Here is an 8167-nt window from a genome sequence, read left to right on the forward strand (position 1 = left end):
ACTAATCCCCGCCATCGTCAACCCAAATGGATAATAATTACCGTCTCCGACCAGTAATCTTCAAAGAACTGCTAATAGTCCCTAAAATAAGGTTTCCTTTTTCAATTGAACAAAAAAATCGCTTTGGTAAAGATAAGGGGGGAACGTACGTGGGCATAGATGAGGTGGGGGCTGTCGCTCAGGTATGTTACACTGCTGATCGTACGGTCTGTCGTTGGGTGATGCGCTGAAGCTGGGCACCTCGTCTATGGCCGCGGACGCGCCAAGATAGTACTAACGCTGATCAGTGTTACTGTCGCCGCTGTTCGCGGCAGGTTATATTCTATCGCCATTGATCAAGGTCCTGCCGTTTGGCAGCTATAATCTCCCGCCTAATAGCATTCCCGCCGCCACCGACCGCCATTCCGCCCTGGCCGCTATGGTGGGAGTGCGTAGCGAAGCGGAGCACGGAGCCATAGCAGGCCGCCGCTAGACCTTGATAATAGCCGGGAGCGCAGCGGACGGCAGATAAAACAGATAAGGCCAGGGCGGTTGGCAGGTGGCGGACGCATAACGGGCAGCGCAGGGATGGCGGTCATCAGCAGGCACCCCGCATAACAGGATACAGCCAGACCGGGAGCTGCCCCGACCGGAGCACGAAGCGTGAGCAAAACCGTGACAGGCACGCCCGCGTCAGCGGGCTGGCTGGCGCGGTTTTTTGGGGAGGCCGTGCGCAGGGAGACCGCTTGGCCTGATTTACTTGTAGATGCTAAGGACTGGTATCAAGTTAGGTACGGGGGCCTTCTGATCCGTAGTCAGATGCTCTTTTATATATATTACGGTAGTACGACAGACTCGGACTCTGTTTGTCCTGGTTCGAGGTTTGGATAAGTATGTCCGTGCGGAAGAAGAGATTCGAACTCCCGTTTCCTTCCAGACAGCTGATTAAGAGTCAGCTGCTGCCTATGGACCCCCAGAACCACAATCTGGTGCTCCTTGTTCTGTGTGGTTCGATTCCTGGATCTGGAATCCTATTTTTTTGATTTACATCTATTTATATGGTTTGTCCGCCCGATATTCGCCAAGGTAAGGATATGAAGCGAGCGGAGAACGGGGTTCTAACCCGATGGCCTGCTGCTTAGAAGGCAGCAGGTCTACAGCCTATAGGTGTTCGATTATGTTCCCATTACCTATCCCTAACGGGGATCGAACACCTAAAGATAATTAGATTTGGATCATGGCAGGATTCAAGCTGAGTAATATAGCAAGGTGCTAATCATGCGTTTATAATTCGCTATGAGCTAATGGTAAAACTATGGTAAAACATTTGCCCGGTATGCGTTATTGTACAGCCTTATCCCATAGGATGATGCCTGCGTAAAGAGCGTTGCAGATCTTCCAGGTCGCTCGTCTGGTACCGCTGGGTACTGCTCACATATTTATGGCCAGCCATATACTGTACCTGTCGTAGGTTATATTGCTTTATCCAGCCGGCTATAACACTACTGCGTAGTTGCTGAGCGTTCTGCACTTTAGGGTTAAGCCGGCGTAACTGCCTCATGATGCTGTTAACCTGGTTAATAATGTTATTGGCACTGATAAAGCCCTTTTTCTGTCCGGCCAGTAAAGCGCCTGCCTTGAGCCGGTTAACAGCCAGATAACGCTGCAGATCTATTATCTGCACGGCTTCCAGCTTCAACCATCTTTCGTTACTGCGGCTGGTTCCCTGGATAAAGATCTTCCCTTCCTTTAGCCGGATATGCGGTGCTTCCAACCGTTCTATTTCATCAGTGGTCAGCCCCTGGTAGACGAGCAGCCCTAACATGATCTTTTTACCCAGGTCTACATGCAGTTGGATATTGTACTGATCATAGAGCTGCTGCAGTTGCTGAACACTTAACAAGTCGGAGGGTGGCTTTCTGCTAAGACCTCTGATAAAAATACCGGCTGCAGGGTTATCGGTTCTTTTACCTGCTGCTACCAGGTAATTAAAGTAATGCCGCAGGATGCAAAGCTGGCTTCTTACCAGGCTTTTGCTTTTCCCCTGCGCTTGCAGCCAGCGTATAAAGTCTAGCAGTTCAGTGTAAGTCATATCTGTCGGGCTTAACTGCTCCTGGTCCAGCCACTGGATAAAGTACTCCAGCTGTTTATTATAAGCCCCAACAGTGGCTGTGCTGAACTGCAGCTGCTGTAAATAAGTATTGAACGTCATAAAACATCATTTACCAGGTGAGTATAAATCTGTGTACTATCTAACTGGCTATGGCCTAAAAACTCCTGTATCTGTTCCAGCTCCATACCGCTTTGCAGTAGATGGGTGGCAACACTGTGCCGCAGGGTATGTGTACCGATATTCTTTATTATTCCTGCCTTTTTTGCCAGTTGTTTAATACGGATATATAAACTCTGCTTCGTTAAAGGGATGCCCTTATTTACGCCTATAAACAGCATTGCTGTAGCGCTTTGTAATAACTGTGGGCGGCCGTGATCTATATAAAGCTGCAACAGCTCATAAGCCCTCCCGCTGATAGGAACATACCGTTCTTTATATCCTTTTCCCTTACGTACATATAATAAGCCCCGTTCTGTAAGCACATCACTTACTTCAAGGTTCGCCCCTTCATTTAACCGTAAGCCGCAGCCGTAGAACACCGCCAGCATTGCTCTGTCGCGCATTCCTAACGGGCTATCATCCGTTGCCCTGTACAGCGCATGCACTTCTGCCACCGTTAACCAGGTAGGCTTACTGCGGCTATCTTCCAGCCGTTCCAACCTGAAGCCTATCCCTGTTTTGCCTGTCTCCCGCACATAACGGCTAAAAAGATGTAAAGCCTGGATGTACTTATTAATATGCCCACTACTATAACCCTGCCCGGTACGGATGCCGGTTCTTATCTTCAGCAGATCTATAAAAGCAGTAGCATCACTAGCTGCCAGCTGTTGAAGCCCATACTTTCCCTGCTGTTCCTGGTAATGTAAAAACTCCTGCAGATGCCGTGGAAGATTATAGACACTAATATCAGCATAGCCCAACAGCTGCAGCCAGTTCTTAAAGCCTTGCTGTAATAGCACATGCTCATTACTATGTAATAAGTGAACTGCTTCCATAAACAATAGATTTTAATAAGGAGGAGGGGTAAAAGATTTTGCTACTATAGTCTTTTTACTGAACTACTGAACCACTGAAGATAAACGTAGTACTGTAGCGCCTTTGAGTGGTTCACTAACTTTACTGAACCACTACTGAACCACTGAACTACTGGCCTGCTGATTAATGGTGTTTAAAATACCCTGCAAGTGTTGATCTATACTGCCTTTCAGGGTTTCATACTCGTCAAAGTTGATAATACGGTATTCATAATGACGATAGCGGTTCCCGCTGCCCTGTAGGTATCCGTAACGTTCCAACTCTGACAGGTAGCGTTTCAGGTTGCCGGGATTAATACGTAGCCGCTCCCGGATCTCTTTGGCGGTAAAGCTGTCTTTACTCTCAGCTTTCAGCAGGGCTTTTAATAACTCTAAAAAGTTACGGGTAGCCTTTGCCAGCTCATCGCTTTTACTGAACAGCACCTCTTTTAAAAGCCCGAACGCGGCTGATATATCTTCCGGCGTGCTTTCTATATAAGGCTGACCGCTGCCATCCCTTTTTATCTCCCGCTGGTACTGATGATAGAAGGTGACCGTTTCTATAAACGATAATAATAAGGTCATGGTTCTGCGGGGCTTAAAGATCTGCTGCGGTAACTGGATATAAGCTGCATAAGGATTGACTATCCGCATTGGTTGTAACACCTGTTGGATACTTCTAAACAGCTCCTTTACTGCATGCTCCTGGCCATGATCTACGAGCCCGGCGCTTAAGCGTGTCTGATACTCCATAATGCGCCGGTCCTGTTCGCTCGTCCCATCCACATACAGCAGCAGGCAACGGTTCGCATTATCCTCATACAGCTTTTCACGGGTGGTACACCCGCTCACACTCACCGGACCTTCAACCGTAACAGTAACGGTTTTCAGGTTCCCTTTACTGTCCTTCAGCGTAACCGTTTTTGATATACGCCGCTTGCTCTGCAGCTCCCTGAGCGGATACAGGGAAGATTCCGCGCCGTCCAGATCTTCTATTAGAAGCAGCTTATGTTTTAACTCCTCCTGCTTAAAATAATAAAAGGCGTTCTCCGTCACCTGGGTGATCTCTATTTTATCTTCGGCGGGTATCAGCTCACTTACCCGCTCCTGCAGATAGGTTTTGCCGCTGCCACTGGCGCCCAGGAACATAATATGCAAAGGAGCCTCCCGTTTACGGCTGCTGTACACCAGGTAGGCGATCAGCCGGTTAACGGTTTCCCCTACAATACCGGATCGTCCTATATCATCACTGGTACGCCGCAGCAGCGATGGTTGTTTTAAGTAATTAATAGCTGCCTCCCTTTGCGCAGTGGTTAACTCTGGTTTTACTGCCGGACGGGTTTGCATGCTCTCCAGCCGTGATGCACGGTAGCTTTCTAACGCGCCTGTAAGTTGGGATATAATCCCTGTCACTACCTGCATGCTCATTTCAAAAGCCTCTGATAGCTTGCTCGTAAGCTGCTCAGTATGGCTGTTATTGTACAGGTCAAGATTGTGACGTACTGGTAGCAGCTGCTTCCCACTATGCTCTACCTTCAGCGTAACCCGCAAGCGGTCCAACCCTGTAAGCTTAATACCGCCCAGGATAGTGATCTGTAGCAGGCCACCATCATAGGTTAACAGCTCCGGTGTAGCAGTGTTTAACCTGGTATCTACTGCTGTTACAAGTGTAACAGCACTTCCAACAGGTGGAACTTCTTTTTCAATTGAAGAATAAAAGCTAACCGGCTGCCGCTGACCGATCATATCTATTAAGATACGGTTGTCATCATGTGTGTGTAGCAGGCTGTTAATATCCTCTCCATCAGGAAGCCTTACAGCTGTGATCTTTACCTGTGGCAGCAGCCTGGCCAGCGTGACGGCATGTTTGATAGTAGCTGCCTGGCCTGCGCTATCTCCATCTAACATAAAGATGATCTCTTCCAAGCCGCTACAGCTGATAATAGCCTGCTGATGTTCATCCGTCAGCCCATTGGTACCATACAAGGCTAATACTCCGTACTCCGCAGTGATCTCCGGCTGCTGCAATAAGCTGGCCGCATCGATCACACTTTCCGTAAGTATTAACCTCGTAGTAGCACCCTCAGGATAACAGGGATAAAGACCGGATCTTCCGGTTAAGTAAAAATGCCGCTGATCCTCATTGTTACTGATACTGCGGCCGTATAATGATATAATTTTATGCTCCCGGTTCTTTAAGGGGAAGACCACACAGTCTTTTGCCCATACATTGTAACCGCCAGTGGAACGGAGTTTCAGCAATCCGTATTTTACCATGCTGCTGACCATGTGGTGGTTCTTGCTCTCCACATGCAGCCCACCACTGTTATAACCGATTTCATGGAGTTGGTAGTTTATACTCCGGCTCTCCAGGTAGCTGACTGCTTTCTTTGCAAGCGGTAAGGACCGTTTAAAGTAGCTGAACACTTTTACCATTAAGGCTTCCTGTTCAAGTATATCGGCATCACTGCCCGCTGGTAACTGTACTGAAGGCAAAATCGCAGGTATAGCACCTGCCGCTCCCAGCATGGATTTAGCTTTCATAATAGCTTCATGCTTGCCACCTTTTTCCATCAGCTGTATAAACTGCAGCTGATCCCCACTACCAGCGCTGCAGGCTGTAGAGAAGCAGCAGAACGTATCGGTCTTGGGGTACAGCTGCAGGCTGGGTGTTTTATCCGCATGGAAGGGGCAGAGCAGCCGGTTATACTTATCAGGCTTTAACCCATAATGCGCCACCACTTCCAGGATAGATAACTGCTGCTTAATGTCCCGTATCTCCATGAGCAGCTTTCTTTTTGATCTTCAGCACCCGGCGGCCTACCAGGATCTCTAACTGGTCGCCTACTTTAAAACCGGCCTGCTCTAACCATAGGCCGCTTACATTCAACCAGGGCACATCACGGCCACCGTTCCAATGATCTTTTACCGTTTGGTATTTACCGTGCAGTTTGATAAGTCTGGTTTGCTTTGCCATGTGGAAAAATATTTTCGTTGGTACTATTGTACACAAAAGTATAAGATTATACAATTCCAACCAAGTACTATCTTATTTTTTTGTGCATAGTATTACCTTAAATTTGCCTTACTGCTGTCATTTACTGCATTTAATGGTACTATTATGAACAAGATAGCCAAGATTATCACTGAGCTGCGCAAGCAAAAGGGCTGGTCTCAAACAGAGCTGGCCACTGAGAGTAATGTTTCCAGGGAGATTATTGGCAAGTATGAACGCGGGGAGGCGGTGCCTTCCATTGAGTTCGCTAAACGGATCGCTGATGCTTTTGGGGTGTCACTGGATTACCTGGTAGGGGAAGGCATCAACGCCAGCTTCGATAAAAAAACACTCCAGCGTATCCAGGATATTGAGAAGCTGGATCCCGACACCAAAGACAAGCTGTATTTTCTGATCGATAACATTATCCAGAATACTAAAGCTAAAAAAGCATTGAACTCCTAAAATGAAAAAACCGCAGGTGGTGCCTGCGGTTTTTTGGAGAATAACCACCTAGAGGAAAAACCATTAGCTAAAATAAACCATCAAAGCTGTATTCTTTGCTTTTGCCTATCCATAATACTTCTTCTTCAATCCCTCTATATACAATATACCCTGGAACAAGAGCTAGTAAATCATTCCATGATAACGTATTGGACAATAGCTTTTTTTTGTTATTTATTATATTGTCTTTGAAGCTAGAGAAAAGGAAAACCGGTTGCTCATAGATATACCATAGTTTAACTATGTTGTCTAATGAGTCGGAACTCCGTCCAGAGCTACTCCAAAAGCTAACTCCAAAACCATCTTCCTCAATTATGAATATATTCTCTTTGGGTATGCCCTTAACCAACTCTTCAAGGAAAGAACCAACATAATCATTAGGCCGCCTCGCACGAACAAAAAGGGTTCCACTTCTATCTAGAACTTTGCTAAATAAATCGTAAAGAAAAACCCTATCGCCATAAACAGGCCTAAATGGAGCAATAGATATTAAATCTTCGCTATGCCTACGCAAATCTTTCATTCTATAATTTTAAACGGAGGATACCAAGTTCGTTGAGCAGTGCTGCCAATTTTTTGATCATTCCAATAAAATCTTATTGTGGAATGAAAGCCTGGCTGGCCTGTACTATGTAATGCTCCATAATCCCACCGCCATAATGCACCTCCAGGTTTATTCGCCCATACGCCGCCAACTTTTTGTAATTGGCGGATTGAAAATATTGTTCCTGCTCCACTGCCACCTGCTGGATTTGCATATAGTGCTTCGATTTTATAAGACCCAATTCTTAGTCCTCTTTTCCCAAATACGCCATATCCTCCTCTTAAACCAAATATGCCATACCCTTTTGTCGCACCGGCTACAACGGGCATTGAGGCAGTCCACTTGATTCCAGCTCCTATTACCTCGCTCATCATATAACCAAGTCCTTGTTCTACCAAGGCTGGATCTAATATAGGATATGTTGCTCCATAGAATTGACCAGAATAGTAGGCCCAGTTTTCATATAGGTCAGGGTCATTTGCTGCCTGGTCCATTATACCAATTCCCGCATTAACCCTATCATTAAAATCCTCAGCATGACTTTTTGGAGATTTATTGGCCCAATCAGCATAAAAGCGCATCATTGGTGTGTAGTGCTGGGGATGTTCTTCCTTGTTTTTCTTATCCTTGTTTTTATCTTTATCATTATCCCCGTCATTGATATTGAAAGTGCCGTTCTGTAATGAACTAAGGAGTTGGTCAAAACCTGCATCACCTCTATTATAGGTGCCTTCCCATAGGCCTGTTGGATCATTATGCAGAATTGGATTATCGAAGCCAAACCTATAGCCGGTCCAATCGTGGGCTAACTCAGCTGCTGGATCAGTACTTAAAAAGCGCCCTATCTGCTGGTCGTACATCCTAGCATTAAAATCATACAACTCTAAACCACTACCATCTATGAACTCTTTATTTTGTAACTCATTACCATTATACTTAAATCTATTCTCCGCATAGTTCATGCCCTTCAGCGCATTCGAACTAATCCCCGCCATCGTCAACCCAAAAGGATAATAATG

8 protein-coding genes are annotated in these 8167 nt (G+C 46.3%); 2 read left to right on the plus strand and 6 right to left on the minus strand.

Annotated features, from left to right (window positions below):
• Window positions 1-286 precede the first annotated feature (286 nt).
• Window positions 287-472 (plus strand): hypothetical protein, encoded by a 186-nt coding sequence (locus tag Q0577_RS27125; RefSeq protein WP_298742020.1) that lies wholly within the window; start codon window positions 287-289, stop codon window positions 470-472.
• 861 nt (window positions 473-1333) lie between these two features.
• On the opposite strand, the gene Q0577_RS27130 is transcribed toward Q0577_RS27125, so the two are convergent.
• From Q0577_RS27130 to Q0577_RS27145, 4 genes are all read right to left on the minus strand, one after another.
• Window positions 1334-2191 (minus strand): tyrosine-type recombinase/integrase, encoded by an 858-nt coding sequence (locus tag Q0577_RS27130; RefSeq protein WP_298742022.1) that lies wholly within the window; start codon window positions 2189-2191, stop codon window positions 1334-1336.
• Window positions 2188-3087, minus strand: a complete 900-nt coding sequence (locus Q0577_RS27135) for a tyrosine-type recombinase/integrase (protein WP_298742024.1) — start codon at window positions 3085-3087, stop codon at window positions 2188-2190. Before Q0577_RS27135 ends, Q0577_RS27130 begins: the two co-directional genes overlap by 4 nt.
• A gap of 132 nt (window positions 3088-3219) precedes the next feature.
• Window positions 3220-5889, minus strand: coding sequence for a CHC2 zinc finger domain-containing protein (locus Q0577_RS27140; protein WP_298742026.1), 2670 nt, complete (start codon window positions 5887-5889; stop codon window positions 3220-3222).
• Window positions 5870-6082, minus strand: a complete 213-nt coding sequence (locus tag Q0577_RS27145; protein ID WP_298742028.1) for a SymE family type I addiction module toxin — start codon at window positions 6080-6082, stop codon at window positions 5870-5872. The genes Q0577_RS27140 and Q0577_RS27145 overlap by 20 nt, the downstream gene beginning before the upstream one ends.
• Window positions 6083-6226: 144 nt before the next feature.
• Here Q0577_RS27145 and Q0577_RS27150 point away from each other — a divergent pair, with 144 nt between their 5' ends.
• Entirely contained in the window at window positions 6227-6565 is a 339-nt protein-coding gene (locus Q0577_RS27150) for a helix-turn-helix transcriptional regulator (protein WP_298742030.1), read from the plus strand.
• A 67-nt stretch (window positions 6566-6632) separates the two neighbouring features.
• Here the strand turns inward: Q0577_RS27150 and Q0577_RS27155 are convergent, their stop codons facing one another.
• Together Q0577_RS27155 and Q0577_RS27160 are read right to left on the minus strand one after the other, a co-directional pair.
• Complete coding sequence (locus Q0577_RS27155) at window positions 6633-7127, minus strand: hypothetical protein (protein WP_298742032.1); 495 nt, start codon at window positions 7125-7127, stop codon at window positions 6633-6635.
• The coding region (locus Q0577_RS27160) for an RHS repeat-associated core domain-containing protein (protein ID WP_298742034.1) at window positions 7124-8167 on the minus strand (1044 nt) is incomplete at its 5' end. The genes Q0577_RS27160 and Q0577_RS27155, both read right to left, overlap by 4 nt.

The organism is uncultured Chitinophaga sp., from assembly GCF_937898475.1.
GTDB lineage: Bacteria > Bacteroidota > Bacteroidia > Chitinophagales > Chitinophagaceae > Chitinophaga.